The organism is Pseudomonas sp. HR96, assembly GCF_034059295.1.
Taxonomy (GTDB): Bacteria; Pseudomonadota; Gammaproteobacteria; order Pseudomonadales; family Pseudomonadaceae; genus Aquipseudomonas.
The window spans coordinates 2483918-2502119 of sequence record NZ_CP139141.1 but is presented as its reverse complement, the minus strand read 5'-3'; the positions used below and the strand labels follow the sequence as shown (position 1 = coordinate 2502119).

Genomic DNA, 18202 nt, shown 5'->3' with positions numbered 1-18202 from the left:
AGACGCGCTAGAGCCTAGCAGCTTCGCGCCCCCTCAGCGCACATTGCGCGGGATCTCCAGGCCCAGCGTTTCGCGCAGCGTATGGCCGGGGTACTCGCGGCGATACACCCCGCGTGCCTGCAACAGCGGCACCACTTCCTCGGTAAAGCGGCGGAACTGCCCGGGGTGGCCGATGTAGATATTGAAGCCATCCACGGCGCGCGCCTCGAACCACGCGGTCATTTTTGCGGCCACGGTTTCGGCGCTGCCGACGAAGGCGCCGGGGCGCAGCTGGCGGGAAGCCTGGACGGCCTGGCGCAAGCTCAGGTTCTCGCTGACGGCCCGATCGGTGATGCGTTTGGCCACGGTGAAGAAGCTGCTGCGGGCAGCTTCCAGCGCCTGCACGGGAAACGGCGCGTCCAGCTCATACTGACTGAAGTCATGCCAGCCAAAGGAGCGCCCGAACTCCAGCAAGGCCTGCTCGAAACTGTGGTCGGTCTGGTGATGATGCCGCTCGATCTCGCGGGCGTGGTCGTCGGTGTCGCCGACGAATACTTCAGCGCCGGGCAGCACGAGGATCTGCTCGGGGTCACGGCCCAGCCTGGCGGCGCGGTCCTTGACCTCCCTGTAGAAGGCCTGGCCCTGCTCGATGTCGGGCGCATGGGTGAACACCACGTCGGCGATCGCTGCGCCCAGCTCGCGGCCCTGCTCGGAATCGCCGGCCTGGAAGATCACCGGCTGACCTTGTGGCGAACGCTGGATGTTGAGCGGCCCGACCACGCTGAAGTGCTCGCCCTTGTGCTCCAGGGCGTGGAGCTTGGCCGGGTCGAAATAGCGCCCGGTGCTGCGGTCGCGCACGAACGCGTCGTCTTCCCAGGACTGCCACAGCCCCTGCACCACCTGTACGTGCTCCTTGGCCCGGCTGTAGCGGGTGTCGTAGTCGTAGTGCTCGTCGCGTCCGTAGTTGCCGGCGGTGCCGGCATCGCCGCTGGTGACCACGTTCCAGCCGGCGCGGCCCTTGCTGATCAGGTCCAGCGAGGCCAGGTGGCGGGCGACGTTGAACGGCTCGTTGTAGGAGGTGGTCAGGGTGCCGACCAGGCCGATATGGCGGGTGCTCACCGCGAGCGCCGAAAGCAGCGTCAGCGGCTCCAGGCGGTTGAGGTAATGCGGTGGCGAGCCCGGGGTGATGAACTGGCTGTCGACGATGAAGATCAGGTCGAAGCAGGCCGCTTCGGCCTGGCGGGCGATATCGATGTACCAGTCGATATTGACGCTGGCATCGCTGGGCAGCTGCGGGTCCAGCCACAGGTTGTGCCGGCCGGGGCCGCCGACGCCCATGGTCAGGGCGCCGAGTTTGAGTTGTCGCTTGCTCATGACAGGTGGTCCTTTTTCACTGAGCTTGAGTCGGGGGCGCCTGCACGGCGGCGTTGAACGAATTGTCGAACAGGCTGGCTGCCGGATAGGACTTGATCAGCCCCAGGCCGCTGAAGAAGTCGATGGTTGTCTGCGCCTGGGCGATTTTCTGGTCGTCCACCGGGCCGAGGTCGGTCCTGGCCCGGGAGAACCAGGCGCGGGCGATCTCGGGGTTGGCACGGGTGCGTTCGGCCCAGGCGTCGGCGTAGGCGTCATCGTGGGCCGGGTCGCTGGTGGTCCAGGCGCGAGCCTTCTTCAGCCGCTGGAGGAAGTCGGTAATGGCCGCGCGCTTGTCGTCGATGGCGCGGTTGTTGGCGACCACGAAGCTCTGCGCCGGGATCAACCCCTGGGCGGTGGCTATGACATGGCCGCCTTGGCGTTCCTGCTGGGTCACGTAAGGTTCCCACGTGGCGATGACATCCACAGAGCCGCCGTCCAGCGCATGGGAGGCGTCCAGCGCGCTGAGGTAGCGCACCTCGACGGCATCGCGAGGGATACCGGCCTTGTCGAGAGCAGTGAACAACAGCTGCTGGCTCCAGGACCCCTTCCAGATCGCTACGCGCTTGCCGCGAATGTCGGCGATATTCCTGATCGGCGAATCCTTGCCGACCACGATGGCGACCCCCGCAAGGTTCTGCTGGGTCACCGCCACCACCTTGATCGGCGCCCCGAGGGCGCCGAGGAACAAGGGCGGCGCGTCGCCCAGCAGGCCCAGGTCCAGGCTGCCGGAATTGAGCGCTTCGGCCACCGGCGAGCCGGCCGTGAATTGCTTCCAGTCGAGGGTGTACGGCAAGTCGTGGAGCACGCCCGCCGCTTCCATCACCGCCTGGGTGTTATAGCTCTGGTCGCCCACGGTCAAGGTCAGGGCCGAGGCCTTGAGGCTAAGAGTGGCTGCCAGCAAGGCGCTGGCCAGTTGCAGGAATTTGCTCACGCAGATCTCCGGAAGTCGTCGCGCGGTTCGAAGGAGCGGTTATAGACGCAGGTTCCATAACAACTATTTCGCATAAGCTAACGGCGCGGGAGATATTTGTGAAATTCAAATTAGGCATAACCTAATATGCGTAATTTGCAGCATACGGATCGGCAGGCGTTGCACCGAGGTCCAGCGGTGATCGCCTCGGCGCACAGGGCGTGCGCGAAGGCGATCGATCGGCAGGGGCAGAGGATCAGCGGGCTACGGGCGCATCCCACGCACGGTCGCCGTGCTCGTCCTTGATGCGGGTCGGCAGCCCCATGACATCCAGCGCCTTGAGGAAGGCCTTGGCCGGCAGCTCCTCGACGTTGACCATGCGCTGCACGTCCCACTCGCCACGGGCCACCAGCAAGGCAGCCGCCACCGGCGGCACGCCGGCGGTGTAGGAGATGCCCTGGCTGTCGGTCTCGGCGAAAGCCTCCTCGTGGTCGGCCACGTTATAGATGAACACTTCGCGTGGCTGACCGTTTCGGGTGCCCTTGACCAGGTCGCCGATGCAGGTCTTGCCGACGTAGCCTGGCGCCAGCGAGGCCGGGTCCGGCAGCACGGCCTTGACCACCTTGAGCGGCACCACTTGCAGACCTTCGGCGGTGGTGACCGGCTGCTCGGAAAGCAGGCCGAGGTTCTTCAGCACCGTGAACACATTGATGTAGTGCTCGCCGAAGCTCATCCAGAAGCGCACGTTGGGCACGTCGAGGTTCTTCGACAACGAGTGCACTTCATCATGGCCGGTCAGGTACAGGTTCTGCGAGCCGACCACTGGCAGGTCGTCGGTGCGCTTGACCTCGAACATGCTGTTGCTGGTCCACTGGCCGTTCTGCCAGCTCCAGACTTGCCCGGTGAACTCGCGAAAGTTGATTTCCGGGTCGAAGTTGGTGGCGAAATACTTGCCGTGGGAACCGGCATTGACGTCGAGAATGTCGATCGAATCAATGCGGTCGAAATGGTCCTGCTGCGCAAGCGCGGCATAGGCATTGACCACGCCCGGGTCGAAACCGACGCCAAGGATCGCGGTGATGTTCTTCTGCTGGCATTCCTCGAGGTGCTTCCACTCGTAGTTGCCATACCAGGGCGGCGTCTCGCAGACCTTGCCCGGCACTTCGTGGATGGCGGTGTCCAGGTAGGCCACGCCGGTATCGATGCAGGCACGCAGCACCGACATGTTGAGAAACGAGGAGCCGACGTTGATGACGATCTGCGATTCGGTTTCGCGAATCAGCGCTTTGGTCGCTTCGACGTCAAGGGCATTGAGCGTGTACGCCGTGATGTCGGCGGGCACCTTGAGGCTGCCCTTGGCCTTGACGCTGTCGATGATGGCCTGGCATTTGGAGATGTTGCGCGACGCGATAGCAATACGACCGAGTTCGTCGTTGTGCTGCGCGCACTTGTGGGCCACCACCTTGGCGACACCTCCTGCTCCAATGATAAGAACGTTCTTCTTCAATCTCTTTATCTCTCCTTATCTGCCAGCTTCACGAAAGGCTGGACAGGTAATCGTCAAAACCAAACTCACGAACCACCTCGACGGTACCGTCAAGTTGTTTCACTACGATGGCTGGCATTTTCAAGCCGTTGAACCAGTTCTTCTTGACCATGGTGTAGCCTGCCGCGTCGATGAACGACAGCCGATCGCCGATGGCCAGCGGACGATCGAATGGGTACTCGCCGAAGATATCCCCGGCCAGACATGACTTGCCGCACACCATGTAGGTGTACTCGCCGGCGCTGGGCGCCAGCTTGGCGTTGAGGCGGTAGATCAGCAGGTCGAGCATGTGCGCCTCGATCGAGCTGTCGACCACCGCCAGGTGCTTGCCGTTGTACAGGGTGTCGAGCACCGTGACTTCCAGCGAGGCGCTCTGGGTGATGGCCGCCTCGCCCGGCTCCAGGTAGACCTGCACGCCGTACTTCTCTGAAAAGGCCTTGAGCCGCGCGCAGAACGCGTCGATGGCATAGCCCTCTCCAGTGAAATGGATGCCGCCGCCCAGGCTCACCCATTCGACCTTGTGCAACAGATGACCGAAACGCTCTTCAATGGTGCCGAGCATCTGGTCGAACAGGCCGAAATCACCGTTCTCGCAATTGTTGTGGAACATGAAGCCGGAAATCTGCTCGATCACCTGCTCGACCTTGGCCGGGTCCCACTCGCCGAGGCGGCTGAACGGCCGCGCCGGGTCGGCCAGCAGATAGTCGGAGCTGCTCACCTGCGGGTTGACCCGCAGGCCGCGCACCTTGCCCTCGCTGGCCGCGCTGTAGCGCTGCAACTGGCCGATGGAGTTGAAGATGATCTTGTCGCAGTTGGCGAGCATCTCATCGATCTCGTCGTCGGCCCAGGCGACGCTGTAGGCGTGGGTCTCGCCGGCGAACTTCTGGCGGCCGAGCTTGAGCTCGTACAGCGACGAGGAAGTGGTGCCGTCCATGTACTGCTGCATCAGGTCGAACACCGACCAGGTGGCGAAGCACTTGAGGGCCAGCAGGGCCTTGGCGCCGGACTGCTCACGCACGTAGGCAATCTTCTGCATGTTGGCCAGAAGCTTCTGTTTGTCGATGAGGTAGTAAGGCGTCTTGATCATTGCTGGGCCCCAGGCCGGGTCGGCCAAAAAAAAGGACCCGAATTGTGCCCGCACTTGACCCATACCGAAAGGGCGGATGACACTTTTTGCCGACTTTGCGACGTGCGCCAGCCCTGGCGGCGGGATGTCAATAGCGAATAACCTAAGATCCAATCGATATTTAGATCCCTTTTCTTAAAACCTTATGCTCTTGACGCCCGTGTATTTTCCTTCGACCTTGAGCACGCCATGCCCCTCACCTTTCGCAAAATCTTCGCCACCGCGCTCTGCGGCCTCGCCCTGAGCCTGGCCAGCACCGCCCAGGCCGATGAAACCGTACGCATCGGCTATCAGAAATCCTCCACGCTGATGACTTTGCTCAAGAGCAGGGGCACCCTGGAGCAGGCCTTCAAGGAGCAAGGCATCGAGGTCAGCTGGCACGAGTTTCCCAGCGGCCTGCCGCTGCTGGAGGCGCTGAACACCGGCAATGTCGACATCAGCGCCGATGTTGCCGACACTGTGCCGATCTTCGCCCAGGCGGCCCAGGCCCGGCTGACCTACTTTGCCCAGGAGTCGCCCTCGCCCGCCGCCCAGGCCATCGTGGTGCGCAGCGACTCGCCGATCCACCAACTGGCCGACCTCAAAGGCAAGACCGTGGCGGTGACCAAGGCAGCCGGCACCCACTACTTGCTGATCGCCGCGCTGGCCAAGGCTGGCCTGAAATTCACCGATATTCAGCCGGCCTACCTCACACCCGCCGATGGCCGGGCGGCTTTCGAAAACAACAAGGTCGACGCCTGGGTGACCTGGGAGCCCTACCTTTCAAGCGTCGAGCGCCAGCTGCCGACCAGAGCCCTGGCCGACGGTGCGGGCCTGGCCAGCTACAAGCGCTACTACCTGACCGCAACGGACTACGCCAAAGCTCACCCGCAGGTGCTCAAGCTGGTGTTCGCCCAGCTGCAGCAGGCTGGCCAGTGGGTCAAGGCCAATCCCGCCGACGCCGCGCGGGTGCTGGGGCCGCTGTGGGGCAACCTGGACAGCACCACGGTACAGGCCGCCAATGACCACCGTACCTACCAGGTACAACCGGTCATGGCCGACGGGTTGAGCGAGCAGCAGAAGATCGCCGATGCCTTCTTCGCCGCCGGGCTGCTGCCCAAGGCCGTGGACGCCAGGGACGTGGGCATCTGGGCGCCATGACCAACGGCTGATCCGAGCGCCGCGAAAAAAATCCGCCAAGCCTTTACAATCGGCCTTTCATTGCCATTGAAAGGCCAGTAGACCCATGGCGTTAGACCCCCTGACGATGCTCACCCTGACCATCGCCCTTGCCGCTGCCGCCGCCCTGTACCTGATGGTGGAGTGGCGCAGCGTGCGCGAGGCCTCGCTGCTGTTCTGGAGCGCGGGCTTTGCCATCATTTCCGTCGGCTCGGTGCTGGCCCTGCTGCGCAGCAGCGGCCTGCTGCTGGTGGGCGTGTGGTTTGCCAACGGGCTCCTGGTGGTCGCCCATTGGCTGTTTCTGCTCGGGGTCGCGCGCTTCACCGAAGCTCGGCTGTCGCGTGGCTGGTACCTGATCTTCGCGGTGTGGCTGGGCCAGTTGCTGCTGCCGCTGGTGTTGCAACCGGCCGACCAGCCCTGGTCCAAGCTGATGCTGGCGGTCAACTCGCTGATGGTCATGGTGCTGATGCTGCGCGCCAGCACGCTGCTGCGCCCCCATGGTCGCTCGCTCAGCGTCGGCGCGGTGCAGTTGCGCTATGTGCTGCTGGTCCACGGCCTGTTCTACGGGGCCAAGGCGGTGACGGCGGCGGTGCCGGGCACGGTCATCGACCTGGGCGCCTTTCGTGGGCAGATCATCCAGGTGTCGCTGGTCGAGGGCGCCATGGCCATCATGCTCATCGCCTTGTCGATGACCGGCACCGAGCGCCATCGCCGCGAACGGCGCATCGCCCGCCTCGCCGCGCGTGACCCGCTGACCGCGCTGTACAACCGCCGCGCCCTGGAGAGCCGGGCGCTGCGGCTGTTCGAGGAAGTGAGCGACGCGCGCCCGGCCGCCTTGCTGCTGATCGACATCGATCACTTCAAGCTGGTCAACGACCTCTATGGCCACACGGCAGGAGACCGGCTGTTGATCGCCCTGGGCGAGATGATCCTTGCCGCGCTGCCCAAGGGTTCTCTGGCCGCGCGCCTGGGCGGCGACGAGTTCGCGATCCTGCTGGCCAACGCTTCGCCCAATGCCTTGCAGGTACTGGCGGCGACTCTGCGCGAGCAGTTTCGCCAGGCCGCCGCGCAGAGCTATGCCACCCCGCAGCCGGTGACCTTGAGCCTGGGCGCCAGCCTGTTCGACCGTCATCCAGGCAGCCTGGCGCAGCTGATCGAGCGCGGTGACGCGGCGCTTTACGCGTCCAAGCGCGGCGGCCGCGACAGCCTGCAGATGGTGGATTTGAACCAACCTTTGGCCGGGTAGCTCACAGTAGAAAGCCGGGCATCGCTGGTTGGCAGACAACGCCCGGCTCATCGGTGAGCCCCCCATGCAAGACAGAACCTCCTTTATCTTCGACCTGGACGGTACCCTGACCGACAGCGTCTATCAGAACGTCGCCGCCTGGAAACAGGCGCTGGACGCCGAAAAGATCCCCCTGGCGATGTGGCGCATCCATCGCAAGATCGGCATGGCCGGCGGCATGATGCTCAAGAACCTGTCGCGCGAGACAGGCGTGGACATCGACGAGAAACAGGCAGAGCGCCTCAACGAGCGTCACGCCGAAGCCTACGACCAGCTCAAGCACCAGATCATCGCGCTGCCCGGCGCCAACGAGCTGCTCGAGACCCTGGACCGCGAAAAACTCGACTGGTGCATCGCCACCAGCGGCGCCATGGCCACCGCCGAGATCAACCTCAAGGTGCTCGGGCTGGACCCGAAGAAGATCAACCTGATCACCCGCGACGAGGTCAAGTACGGCAAACCGCACCCCGGCCTGTTCGTCGCCGCCGCGCAGAAGATGGGCGCGCCCATCGAAGAATGCCTGGTCATCGGTGACGCCATCTGGGACATGCTCGCCGCCCGGCGCTGCAAGGCCACCGGGATCGGCCTGCTGTGCGGCGGCTATGGCGTCGGCGAACTGGAACGGGCCGGGGCGCTGCGGGTGTACGATGACCCTCTTGACCTGCTGCAGCATCTGGACGAGGTGGCGGCTTTTCCTTGAGTCCTCGTCCCCTGTAGGAGGAAAATCGAAGCGGTCGGTCGGTCGGTCGGTCGGGGCTTGGGGCCTCTGCCACCTGTCCATGGAAGCCGCGATGCCCGACGAGACCCGCGAGCACAGGCAGCTGATCCGCCGCCTTGAGCTGATCGCCCTGCTGGTCGACCACCTGCAACGACCGGCCTGGCGTTCGCCAGGCGCGAACGCCGCTTGCCGACTGATGGCTGGCGTGCGCCCTCTATCGCGCTCTAATCTACGACCCAGCGCAACACCCATTCCAACAAGAAACACATAGAGGCTTCAGCATGACGGCTCTCAGCGGTATTCGCGTCATCGAAATCGGCACCTTGATCGCCGCGCCCTTCGCCGCGCGAATCATGGCCGAATTCGGCGCCGAGGTGATCAAGATCGAATCCCTCGGCCAGGGCGACCCCCTTCGCAAGTGGCGAAAGCTCCACGAAGGCACCTCGCTGTGGTGGTACCTGCAATCGCGCAACAAGAAATCCCTGGCCTTGAACCTCAAGTCCGCCGACGGCATCGCCATCATCAAGCAGCTGGCCGAAAGCGCCGATGTGATCATCGAGAACCTGCGACCCGGGGCCCTGGAAAAACTCGGCATCGGCTGGGACGTACTGCATGCGCTGAACCCCAGGCTGACCCTGGTGCGCATTTCCGGCTACGGCCAGACCGGCCCCTACCGTGACCGCCCGGGCTTCGGCGCCATCGGCGAGGCCATGGGCGGGATTCGCTACACCACCGGCACACCCGGTTCGCCACCGGCGCGGGTCGGCGTCAGCCTGGGCGATTCGCTGGCGTCGATGCACGCGGTGATGGGCGCGCTGATGTCGCTGCTGCGGGTCAAGACCGGCCAGGGCGACGGCCAGGTGGTGGACGTGTCGCTGGCCGAAAGCGTATTCAACGTCATGGAAAGCCTGGTACCCGAGTACGACATGCTCGGCCACGTCCGCGAGCGCAGCGGCGGCGCCCTGCCCGGCATCGCCCCGTCCAACACCTACCCGACCGCCGACGGTGGCTATGTGGTGATTGCCGGCAACAGCGATCCGATCTTCAAGCGCCTGATGCTCGCCATCGGCCGCCCGGAACTGGCCGACAACCCCTCGTTCGCCTACAACGACGGGCGTGCGGCCCAGGCGGCGCTGCTCGACCAGGCCATCGCCGACTGGAGCTCGCAGCTGCCGGTCGATGCCGTGCTGGCGGCCCTGGAAACGGCCCAGGTGCCGGCCGGGCGCATCTATTCGGTGGCCGACATCGTCGCCGACCCGCACTACCAGGCCCGCGAGATGATCCTCGACGCGCAACTGCCCGGGGGTGCCCAGGTGAAGATGCCCGGCATCGTGCCGAAACTCTCCGCCACCCCGGGCGTGGTCAATTGGCAGGGCCCGGGGCTCGGTCAGCACACCGAGTCGGTGCTCGACAGCCTCGGCCTGGACGCGCGGACCATCCAGCGGCTCAAGGACGAGGGGGTGGTGCAATGATCGGCGATTATTCCGAGCGCCTGCTGGTGCAGGAAGTCGCCCCCCGCGATGGCCTGCAGATCGAACCGAGCTGGGTCGAAACGGCCGACAAGATCGCGCTGATCGACCAGCTCTCGCTGGCGGGCTTCAGCCGCATCGAGGCCGGCTCGTTCGTTTCGCCAAAGGCCATCCCGGCGCTGCGTGACGGCGCCGAGGTGTTCGCTGGCGTGCAGCGCCAACCTGGGGTGATCTATGTCGCCCTGATCCCCAACCTCAAGGGTGCGCAGCGCGCCGTGGCGGCCAGGGCCGATGAGCTGAACCTGGTGCTGTCGGCCAGCCAGAGCCACAACCGCGCCAACATGCGCATGACCCGCGAACAATCGTTGGCCGGCTTTGGCGAGATCGTCGCGCTGGCGCAGGATTATCCGGTGCAGCTCAACGGCACGGTGGCCACCACCTTCGGCTGCCCCTTCGAAGGGCGCATCGACGAGGACGTGGTGCTGCGCCTGATCGACGACTACCAGGCGCTGGGCCTGCAAGGCGTGACCCTGGCCGACACCACTGGCATGGCCAACCCACGCCAGGTCCATGACCTGGTGCGCCGCGTGCTCGATCGAGTGCCGGCGGCGGCGCTGACCCTGCATTTTCACAACACCCGGGGCCTGGGCCTGAGCAACGTGCTGGCGGCATACGAGGCCGGCGCGCGGCGCTTCGACGCCGCGCTTGGCGGGCTGGGCGGCTGCCCGTTCGCGCCGGGCGCCTCGGGCAACATCTGCACCGAGGACCTGGTCAACCTGTGCGCCGAGATGGGCATCCCCACCGGCATCGATCTTGAGCATCTATTGCGCCTGTCGCGGACCCTGCCGGCCCTGCTCGGCCACGAGCTGCCGGGCCAGGTGGCCAAGGCCGGGCGCAACTGTGACCTGCATCCCCTGCCGCCCGGCGTCGGCTGAGCCCGTCCCCGCGCTGCACCACAAGCTGTTTTCCCAGGAGGATGTCTCGGCCGAACGGCTGGACGTTTCACGATTTCTCGAAGACCTGGTCGCCGACCTCGCCCAGGCCTTCGCCTCGGAGAAAAGCCTGCGGCTCCTGGTATCCAGCGATGAGGGCATATACCTGCCCGCCGAACGCTGCACCACCCTCGGCCTGCTGGCCGTCGAGCTGGTGCTCAATGCAATCAAGCATGCGTTCGACGATCAGCACACCGACCGCACCATCGCCGTGGCCCTGCGGCGCGATGTCGACACCTTGGTGTTTTCGGTTCGCGACAATGGCAAGGACCTGCCAGACGGCGGCCTGGTGGCCAGCAGAAGAGCCTGGGCACGCGCCTGATTCATTCCTTCGCCTGCGGCTGCGAAACCTCATGCAACAAGCCCGCCCTTCACATCCGCAGGCGTCGTGCAACACTCCTCCAGTGAACAGGAAGGCAGCCGGATGCCTTTCCCCGGCAACCTGTCATCTGCCGCAACATACTGCTTCGGCTCGCCAGGTTGTAAATATATTCAACTCGAGTAACATCGACTTTACGACAGGGATGTATATGGACGTGCTCAAGAAGAGCTGCTTCATCGAGGCCGCCAGCTTGTACCCCAATTGCAGCAGCGCCCTGCTACGTTGCCTGCGCCTGCTCAGCGCTGCGCAACCCCAGCATTATCAGGACCTGCAAAAGCTGTTCGGCCGAGGGCTGGACCTGCTCCGCCCAAGGGCTGACGACCACTGGGTAGTCATCGACATAGGTGGCAATCACCTGCGGCTTATCGGCGGCCTGAACTACACGCGGCAGAAGTTCTACGGCAAACATATCTTCACCCATGCCGACTACGCCGCAGCCAGCCGCTGGTATGCCGGCCATCCTCAAGGAGTCATGCCATGAGCTCAATGCACCGTCCCCGGCCGCAGGTCAAGGCCGCACTCGAGCAGCTGCAAAGCGCCGTCGAGCAGCTGCGCGGCGAGTACGTCGACGGCATTGGCGATGCGGCCGACTACGGCCGGGCTTGCGCGCTGCTCGACCTGCTGACCGACGGTCACCCGCTCAATCGCTACGAGGCGCTGATCCTGATCGAGCTGGAGCAGGCCATTCTGGCCTACGAGCGCGCCGGCCAGGAATTCGCTCAGGCCAATCGCGAATTTCAACAATCCTTCACTCCGCTGCAGCTGCTCAAGGACTTGATGCACACCCACCAGCTGACCGGCTCCGACCTGCCGGAAATCGGCGACAAGACCTCGGTGTCGCGCATTCTCAGCGGCCGCCGCCCGCTCAGCCACAAGATGGCCTACGCCCTCGCCCGGCGCTTCGGCCTGTCGCCGGTGGCGTTCATCGAGGGCAGCGCCGCAGCGCAGCCCGGCACCGGCGTCAGATGACCTGCAGCACTATCTTGCCTACATGCTCGCCCTCTTCCATGCGCCGATGGGCCCCGGCCGCATCGGCCAACGGGAAGACCCGATCGATCATCGGCAGGCATTGCCCCTTGGCCAGCAACGGCCAGACATTGGCCAGCAGGGCCTTGGCGATCTCGGCTTTTTCCTCGCGGGTGCGCGAGCGCATCATTGAACCGGTGACCACTGCCTGTTTGTCGGCCAGGGCCATCAGGTTGAAATCCTTGACCGTGCTCGAGCCGAGGAAGCCGATGATCACCAGCCGGCCGCGCCTGGCCAGCGCCGCGAGATTGCCCTCGAAATAGCTGCCGCCCATGATGTCGAGAATCACATCCACACCTTTGCCGGACGTCTGCTCGGCGATCACCGTGCTGAAGTCGGCCTCGCGGTAGTTGATCGGCTGCGCGCCAAGCTGGCGAATCTGCTCGCATTTGCCGGTGCTGCCCGCCGTGGCGAACGCCTGGATGCCCAGCGCCTGGCACAACATCAAGGCGGTGGTGCCGATGCCGCTGGTGCCGCCATGGACCAGCACCCTGGCCCCGGCCTGCGCCTGGCCGATCTCGAAGAGGTTGGCCCAGACGGTGAAGAAGGTCTCGGGAATGGCGGCGGCGTGGACCATGTCGACCCCCGTCGGGATCGCCAGCGTCTGGCTGGCCGGCAGCACACAGTACTCGGCGTAGCCGCCGCCATTGGTCAGGCCGCAGACCCGGTCACCCGGCTGGAAGTCGCTGACCTCGGTGCCCACTGCCACCACTTCGCCGGCTACCTCCAGCCCCGGCACCGGGCTCATGCCCGGCTTCATCGGATACTTGCCGGTGCGCTGGATGACATCGGGACGGTTGATGCCGGCGGCGTGCACCCGGACCAGCACTTCATGAGCGGCTGGCTGCGGCACCGGGCCTTCAGTCAGCTGCAGCACTTCAGGGCCGCCGGGCTGGCTGATCTGGATGTAGTTCATGGTCTCTGGCAAAGGCATCAGCGCATCTCCGAAAGGGGGTCGTGCAGGCTTTGACCACGGCTCGCGGCGGTTGGCAGCATCACTGTGCGTGCCGGTGCCCTATTCGCCTTCGAACAGCCCGTGCGGATTGACGATGGCGGCCAGGCGGACCCGCAGGTCATCGTCGATGCGCGGGTCGTCGGGGCGGTAGAGGCGCACCTGGCGGTAGGCGTTGGCCCGGTTGATTTCATGGCCCAAGTACTCCCACACCACTCGGGTGCAGGTGGGCATGCGGTCGTCGCTGCTGGCGACGCCGCTTTTCAGGCCGTTGAGGCGGGTGACGCGGCTCTTGAAGCTGGGGATGAGGATGGTCTGGCTCATCTCGTTGACGGTGATGGACTCGTAGTCCATGAAGAACAGGCGGTCCTGCAGCTGGAAACTGGCACCCAGGTAACGGCAACGCAGCCAGTCGTCGGAGTGCATGTCCGGGCTGCTGGTGCTTTCCTGGCGCTCCTGGCGCTCGAACAGGTAACAGCCGCCCTCCTCCCAGACGCGCACCAGCGACAGCAGGATGTAGCCGGGCACCGACATGCAGTTGGAATACTCGAAATAATAACCGCAGTAGCGCGCCAACCCCGCCGAATGCTGCAACAGCGGCAGCAGCAGGTTGCTCAGGGCCGCCGGTACGCTGGGCACGGCCGGCGCCGCCCGGCCCAGCAGCTCGGCGAACTGTTCGGGCGGCAGGTTGAGCTCGTAGCCCTCGACCCCGAAGAAGTCACCGATGCGTTTGAGATTGTGGGCGGTCGGCTGGCTCTGCCCGCTCAGGTACTTGTTGAACTGCGCGCGGTTGATCGCCAGCAGGCGGCAAACCTCGGAAATGGAGCGGTAATGGCTGCAGGCAAATTTCAGGTTGATGGCGAAATGTTGACTCATGGGAACGCTTTGAAGTGATGCGGATGGCGCAATAGTAGCATCAACTCGCATCAGATCGAATCAACACGCGAAATTGTCACAATCGGTGTATTCACCAAACATGGCGCGCCTTGGGGGCGGCGGGTTGGCGTCGGCCCGTTTTTCCATCCCCTGCCCGTTTGTCTATCCCCTGAATAGAACAACAATAGAGGTCACACCATGCTCGAACTGCTCAACGATTTCCTTTCCGGAAAGCTCCTGATCGTGCTGATTGTCGGGCTCGGCAGTTACTTCACGATCCGCTCGCGCTTCATCCAGTTTCGCCACTTCCTGCACATGTTCACCGTCTTCAAGGAATCGCTGCGCGGCCAGGCGGGCCAACTCAGTTCGTTCCAGGCGTTGATGCTCAGCCTCGCCGGCCGTGTGGGTGCCGGCAACATCGCCGGGGTCGGCATCGCCGTGACCCTGGGCGGCCCGGGCGCGGTGTTCTGGATGTGGGTGACGGCGCTGGTGGGCATGTCCAGCAGCTTTTTCGAATGCACCCTGGCCCAGGTCTACAAACGCGCTGACGGCGACGGCCTGTACCGTGGCGGCCCGGCCTACTACCTGCAGCATGGCCTGAAGTTGCGCTGGATGGCGGTGGTGTTCGCGGTGCTGTTGCTGGTGACCTACGGCTTCACCTTCAATGGCCTGCAGTCGTACACCGTGACGCATTCGCTGCAGAACGCCTTCGGCTTCGAGCCGCAGTACACCGGCATCGCTCTGGCGATCCTGCTGGGTGCGGCCTTCATCGGCGGCATCAAGCGCATCGCCTCGGTGTCCGACCTGCTGGTGCCGGTCAAGACCCTGGCCTACATCGGCGTGACCCTGTACGTGATCATCAGCCAGATCAGCCACGTGCCGGCCATGTTGGAGACCATCGTCAAGAGCGCCTTCGGCCTGGACCCGGCCTTCGCCGGCCTGCTGGGCAGCGCCATCGTCATGGGCGTCAAGCGCGGTGTGTTCGCCAACGAAGCGGGCCTGGGCAGCGCGCCCAACGTCGCCGCCGTGGCCGCCGTGCGGCACCCGGCAGCCCAGGGCGTGGTGCAGGCGTTCAGCGTGTTCCTCGACACTTTCGTGATCTGCACCTGCACCGCCCTGCTGATCCTGCTGTCGGGCTTCTATACCCCCGGCGCCGAGATCGACGGCATCGTCCTGACCCAGAACTCGCTGGCCGCCGTGGTCGGTGACTGGGGTCGCATCTTCGTCAGCGTTGCGCTGTCGCTGTTCGTCTTCACCTGCATCCTCTACAACTACTACCTGGGCGAAACCAGCCTGCACTTCCTCACCCGCAGCCGCGCGGCGCTGATCGGCTACCGCTGCCTGGTGCTGGTACTGGTACTCTGGGGTTCGGTGGAAAACCTCTCCACCGTGTTCGCCTTCGCCGACATCACCATGACCTGCCTGGCCTTCGTCAACCTGGTCGGCCTGTTCATGCTGTTCAAGGTCGGCCTGCGGGTGATGCGCGATTACGACCGGCAGCGCCGCGACGGCATCGCCCAGCCGGTGTTCGATGCGCGCCAGTTCAGCGACCTGGACATCGACCCGCAAGCCTGGCCGGCGCCTGAAGCCGCCCAACCGGCCGTACCGGCCGCGCACCTGGCCGGCGCCCAGCGCTAGGGGGCGCCAGCTTCAGCTGGCGATGGGCGCAAAGCTCATCGCCAGGCCGTTCATGCAGTAGCGCAGACCGGTGGGCCGCGGCCCATCGTCGAACACATGGCCCAGGTGGCCACCGCAACGCGAGCAATGCACCTCCTGGCGCAACACCCCGAACGAACGGTCATCGCGCACCGCCACCGCCTTGTCCAGCGGCGCCCAGAAGCTTGGCCAGCCGGTATGGCTGTCAAACTTGGTCTCGGACGAAAACAACCCCAGCTGGCAACCGCCGCAACTGAAGGTGCCCGTGCGGTGCTCGTCGTTCAGTGGGCTGCTGTACGGGCGCTCGGTGTCAGCTTCGCGCAGCACCTTGTACTGCTCGGGTCCGAGCAGACGTTGCCACTCTTCGGCGCTATGGGTCACTGCGAACGCCTCTTCGGCCTGCGCCTGGGGCACCAGGCCCAGGCTGCCCAGCAGGCTGCCCGAACCATGGCGGGCCAAGGCCAGGGCGCCTACCGTCAGGCCGCCGAGCACACTGGTTGTCAAAAACCTTCGCCGTGAATACATGAATGTCTCCCGATACATTGCAGGGTTACAGACTAGGGCATGGCTGATCGCCGAATCCTCACTCAGGGTTAAACGTTTCGTGATAATTCGGTTTTGCCTAAGCACCGGCGTGGCAAATGCTGGTTTGCCGGCCACAGGCGGGGTGGGAAGCTGCACTCACACCTTTCCCGGACTATTGCGCACCATGGCTGAAATCACCTGCATCGAAGACCTGCGCTGCCTGGCGCGCAAACGCGTGCCGCGCATGTTCTATGACTATGTGGACGGCGGTTCCTGGACCGAATACACCTACCGCGCCAACGAAGCGGATTTCCAGCGCATCGAGTTGCGCCAGCGGGTGGCGTTCGATATCACCGAACGCAGCACCGCTTCGCAGATGGTCGGCCAGGCGGTGAGCATGCCGGTGGCCATCGCGCCGACCGGGCTCACCGGCATGCAACATGCCGATGGGGAAATCCTCGCCGCCCGCGCGGCGCAGAAATTCGGCATTCCATTCACCCTGTCGACCATGAGCATCTGCTCGATCGAGGCGGTGGCCGAGGGCACCGGCCGCCATCCGTTCTGGTTCCAGTTGTACGTGACCCGCGACAAGAGCTTCGTCGAAGGCCTGATCGAACGCGCCCGCGCGGCCAACTGTTCAGCGCTGGTGGTGACCATGGACCTGCAGGTGTTCGGCCAGCGCCACAAGGACCGCAGGAATGGCCTGTCGATGCCGCCCCGGCCGACCCTGCGCAACCTGGTCAACCTGGCCAGCAAACCGCGCTGGTGCCTGGGCATGCTCGGCACGCGCAACCGTCAGTTCGGCAACATTGTCGGGCATGCCAAGGGCGTCGACGGCATTGGTTCGCTGGTGGAGTGGACGCGCGAGCAGTTCGACCCGCGGCTGTCCTGGCAGGATATCGTCTGGATCAAGCAGCGCTGGGGCGGCAAGTTGATCGTCAAGGGCATCCTCGACCCGGATGACGCGCGCCTGGCAGTGGAATGCGGGGTCGATGCCATTGTCGTCTCCAACCACGGAGGCCGCCAGCTGGACGGCGCGGGGTCATCGATCGCGGCGCTGCCGGCCATCGTCGAAGCGGTCGCCGGGCGCGCCGAGGTGCATCTGGATGGCGGCATACGCTCGGGCCAGGATGTGCTCAAGGCGATCGCCCTGGGGGCAACGGGTACCTACATTGGCCGGGCGATGATGTATGGGCTTGGCGCCATGGGCGAGCGCGGGGTGAGCACAGCGTTGGAGCTGATCCGCAACGAGCTGGACTTGTCGATGGCTTTTTGCGGAAGGACGGATATCCGCGACGTGGATCAAGGGATCTTGTTGCCAGGCAGACGTTGAGGTCGGCGGCCCTGTCTTGAGGCTCGATCAAGGCCCCCACCGGCCGCCCGCGCGGCCTTATCGCGGGCTTCGCGCGCTCCTACGGTGGTTTCGGGTGCATGCATCCATTTGATGTTCGACGATAGACCGCCAAGCACCAAGGCGGTCATAGGAGATCTGCCTGGAACGGCACGCTCGAAACAAACGTGGGAGCGCGCGAAGCCCGCGATAGGCCGCGCGGGCGGCCGGTGGTGGCCATATTGGACATTTCGCCAGGCGCCCGAAGATCACACCGGCCTTGCGGCCTCTCGGGGTCTGCGACCCCTCCCACTTTGATCGCGAACCCCTTGTGGGAGGGGGCGAAGACCCCGAGAGGCCGCGCGGGCGGCCGGTGGTGGCTATATTGGCCATTTCGCCAGGCGCCCGAAGATCAAACCGGCCTGGCGGCCTCTCGGGGTCTGCGCCCCCTCCCACTTTGATCGCGAATCCATTGTGGGAGGGGGCGAAGACCCCGAGAGGCCGCGCGGGCGGCCGCTGGTGGCCATATTGGACATTTCGCCAGGCGCCAGGAAGATCACACCGGCCTGGCGGCCTCTCGGGGTCTGCGACCCCTCCCACTTTGATCGCGAACCCCTTGTGGGAGGGGGCGAAGCCCCCGAGAGGCCGCGCGGGCGGCCGCTGGTGGCCATATTGGACATTTCGCCAGGCGCCAGGAAGATCACACCGGCCTGGCGGCCTCTCGGGGTCTGCGACCCCTCCCACTTTGATCGCGAACCCCTTGTGGGAGGGGGCGAAGACTCCGAGAGGCCGCGCGGGCGGCCGGTGGTGGCTATATTGGCCATTTTGCCAGGCACCAGGAAGATCAAACCGGCCTGGC

General features: G+C 64.9%; 17 protein-coding genes. 10 read left to right on the top strand and 7 right to left on the bottom strand.

What is annotated here, in order from left to right; all coding sequences use genetic code 11:
* Nucleotides 1-33: 33 nt before the first annotated feature.
* The 4 genes from SFA35_RS11560 to SFA35_RS11545 form a co-directional block, all read right to left on the bottom strand.
* Nucleotides 34-1353, bottom strand: a complete 1320-nt coding sequence (locus tag SFA35_RS11560; RefSeq protein ID WP_320578416.1) for an LLM class flavin-dependent oxidoreductase — start codon at nucleotides 1351-1353, stop codon at nucleotides 34-36.
* 16 nt (nucleotides 1354-1369) lie between these two features.
* Entirely contained in the window at nucleotides 1370-2323 is a 954-nt protein-coding gene (locus SFA35_RS11555; RefSeq protein ID WP_320578414.1) for an ABC transporter substrate-binding protein, read from the bottom strand.
* Nucleotides 2324-2558: 235 nt separating this feature from the next.
* Nucleotides 2559-3809 (bottom strand): saccharopine dehydrogenase family protein, encoded by a 1251-nt coding sequence (locus SFA35_RS11550; protein WP_320578412.1) that lies wholly within the window; start codon nucleotides 3807-3809, stop codon nucleotides 2559-2561.
* Nucleotides 3810-3837: 28 nt separating this feature from the next.
* Entirely contained in the window at nucleotides 3838-4935 is a 1098-nt protein-coding gene (locus SFA35_RS11545) for a carboxynorspermidine decarboxylase (protein ID WP_320578410.1), read from the bottom strand.
* 228 nt (nucleotides 4936-5163) lie between these two features.
* Here SFA35_RS11545 and SFA35_RS11540 point away from each other — a divergent pair, with 228 nt between their 5' ends.
* The 8 genes from SFA35_RS11540 to SFA35_RS11505 all read left to right on the top strand — a co-directional run bounded on the left by SFA35_RS11540 (nucleotide 5164) and on the right by SFA35_RS11505 (nucleotide 11947).
* Entirely contained in the window at nucleotides 5164-6114 is a 951-nt protein-coding gene (locus SFA35_RS11540; protein ID WP_320578408.1) for an aliphatic sulfonate ABC transporter substrate-binding protein, read from the top strand.
* Between the two features lie 85 nt (nucleotides 6115-6199).
* Nucleotides 6200-7378: a GGDEF domain-containing protein gene (locus tag SFA35_RS11535; RefSeq protein ID WP_320578406.1), complete on the top strand. Its 1179-nt coding sequence runs from the start codon at nucleotides 6200-6202 to the stop codon at nucleotides 7376-7378.
* A gap of 64 nt (nucleotides 7379-7442) precedes the next feature.
* Nucleotides 7443-8117 (top strand): HAD family hydrolase, encoded by a 675-nt coding sequence (locus tag SFA35_RS11530; RefSeq protein ID WP_320578403.1) that lies wholly within the window; start codon nucleotides 7443-7445, stop codon nucleotides 8115-8117.
* Between the two features lie 299 nt (nucleotides 8118-8416).
* On the top strand, nucleotides 8417-9607 hold the full coding sequence (locus SFA35_RS11525; RefSeq protein ID WP_320578401.1) for a CaiB/BaiF CoA-transferase family protein: 1191 nt from the start codon (nucleotides 8417-8419) through the stop codon (nucleotides 9605-9607).
* The gene (locus tag SFA35_RS11520) at nucleotides 9604-10539 is read left to right on the top strand and encodes a hydroxymethylglutaryl-CoA lyase (RefSeq protein ID WP_320578399.1); all 936 of its coding nucleotides are present in this window, start codon (nucleotides 9604-9606) and stop codon (nucleotides 10537-10539) included. The genes SFA35_RS11525 and SFA35_RS11520 overlap by 4 nt, the downstream gene beginning before the upstream one ends.
* The gene (locus SFA35_RS11515; RefSeq protein WP_320578397.1) at nucleotides 10505-10918 is read left to right on the top strand and encodes an ATP-binding protein; all 414 of its coding nucleotides are present in this window, start codon (nucleotides 10505-10507) and stop codon (nucleotides 10916-10918) included. The genes SFA35_RS11520 and SFA35_RS11515 overlap by 35 nt, the downstream gene beginning before the upstream one ends.
* 208 nt (nucleotides 10919-11126) lie before the next feature.
* Nucleotides 11127-11459, top strand: coding sequence for a type II toxin-antitoxin system HigB family toxin (locus tag SFA35_RS11510; protein ID WP_320578395.1), 333 nt, complete (start codon nucleotides 11127-11129; stop codon nucleotides 11457-11459).
* On the top strand, nucleotides 11456-11947 hold the full coding sequence (locus SFA35_RS11505; protein ID WP_320578393.1) for an XRE family transcriptional regulator: 492 nt from the start codon (nucleotides 11456-11458) through the stop codon (nucleotides 11945-11947). The genes SFA35_RS11510 and SFA35_RS11505 overlap by 4 nt, the downstream gene beginning before the upstream one ends.
* Here the strand turns inward: SFA35_RS11505 and SFA35_RS11500 are convergent.
* Nucleotides 11940-12938, bottom strand: a complete 999-nt coding sequence (locus tag SFA35_RS11500; RefSeq protein ID WP_320578391.1) for an NAD(P)H-quinone oxidoreductase — start codon at nucleotides 12936-12938, stop codon at nucleotides 11940-11942. The genes SFA35_RS11505 and SFA35_RS11500 overlap by 8 nt on opposite strands.
* A gap of 81 nt (nucleotides 12939-13019) precedes the next feature.
* A complete protein-coding gene (locus tag SFA35_RS11495) occupies nucleotides 13020-13832 on the bottom strand; it encodes a helix-turn-helix transcriptional regulator (RefSeq protein WP_320578388.1) in 813 nt (270 codons plus the stop codon).
* A 198-nt stretch (nucleotides 13833-14030) separates the two neighbouring features.
* Here SFA35_RS11495 and SFA35_RS11490 point away from each other — a divergent pair, with 198 nt between their 5' ends.
* Nucleotides 14031-15470: a sodium:alanine symporter family protein gene (locus tag SFA35_RS11490; protein ID WP_320578386.1), complete on the top strand. Its 1440-nt coding sequence runs from the start codon at nucleotides 14031-14033 to the stop codon at nucleotides 15468-15470.
* 12 nt (nucleotides 15471-15482) lie between these two features.
* On the opposite strand, the gene msrB is transcribed toward SFA35_RS11490, so the two are convergent.
* Entirely contained in the window at nucleotides 15483-16013 is a 531-nt protein-coding gene (msrB, locus tag SFA35_RS11485) for a peptide-methionine (R)-S-oxide reductase MsrB (protein ID WP_320578384.1), read from the bottom strand.
* Between the two features lie 184 nt (nucleotides 16014-16197).
* Here msrB and SFA35_RS11480 point away from each other — a divergent pair, with 184 nt between their 5' ends.
* Nucleotides 16198-17346: an alpha-hydroxy acid oxidase gene (locus SFA35_RS11480; protein ID WP_320578382.1), complete on the top strand. Its 1149-nt coding sequence runs from the start codon at nucleotides 16198-16200 to the stop codon at nucleotides 17344-17346.
* The last annotated feature ends 856 nt before the right edge of the window (nucleotides 17347-18202 follow it).